This window comes from Mycobacterium sp. NAZ190054 (assembly GCF_001545925.1).
In the GTDB taxonomy this organism is placed as follows: Bacteria; Actinomycetota; Actinomycetes; order Mycobacteriales; family Mycobacteriaceae; genus Mycobacterium.
Genome location: NZ_LMVQ01000515.1, coordinates 1 through 669 on the forward strand (window position 1 = coordinate 1; position 669 = coordinate 669).

Consider the following 669-nt stretch of genomic DNA (forward strand, 5'->3'; position numbering starts at 1 on the left):
CTGAGGTTAACGCGGGTGACATACCCGCGGGCATTCAGGAGTATGTCCATTCACTCACAGGAACGATTCAGATAGCCGCGACCGGGCCATCTACCGCCCGGTAACAAGGTGGTCGTCCACGCTGCGCCGGTCGCCGTCCCGGATCCGCCGCTGCGCGCCCGCCGGCTGGAGACCCGGCTGATGAGCGTCCTCGGCGCCGGGTTCGGCCTGGGGGTGGCGATGGTGTCGACCCGGCTGCTGTCCGGGTTGGCTCCCGGACCGGCGGCCGCCGGGATGCTCGGCGGCGCGGTGCTCGGGGTGCTCACGACGGCCTGGATGATCCGGACCCGGACGTTGCTGCACGACCGGGCGGTCCTGGAGCGGTGGAGCCTCGACGAGGTGGCGGCGGTGCGCGCCGTCGTCGAGGAGCGGGTGGCGACCCGAATGCTGGGTCTGGAGTCCGCGGTCGCCGCCGCGGTCGCCGGCGACGAGGACACCGGGACCGGTAGGCGGATCGCGGAGTTGGAGGCCGAACTTCGCGCGCTGTCCCGGGGGCGACGGCAGCGCAGCGTGGACGACCACCTTGTTACCGGGCGGTAGATGGCCCGGTCGCGGCTATCTGAATCGTTCCTGTGAGTGAATGGACATACTCCTGAATGCCCGCGGGTATGTCACCCGCGTTAACCTCAG

Annotated in this window: 1 protein-coding gene; it reads left to right on the top strand. The window is 70.1% G+C overall.

Annotated features, from left to right (window positions below; all coding sequences use genetic code 11):
* Window positions 1–108 precede the first annotated feature (108 nt).
* Complete coding sequence (locus tag ASJ79_RS25225; protein ID WP_067961371.1) at window positions 109–579, top strand: hypothetical protein; 471 nt, start codon at window positions 109–111, stop codon at window positions 577–579.
* Window positions 580–669 lie beyond the last annotated feature (90 nt).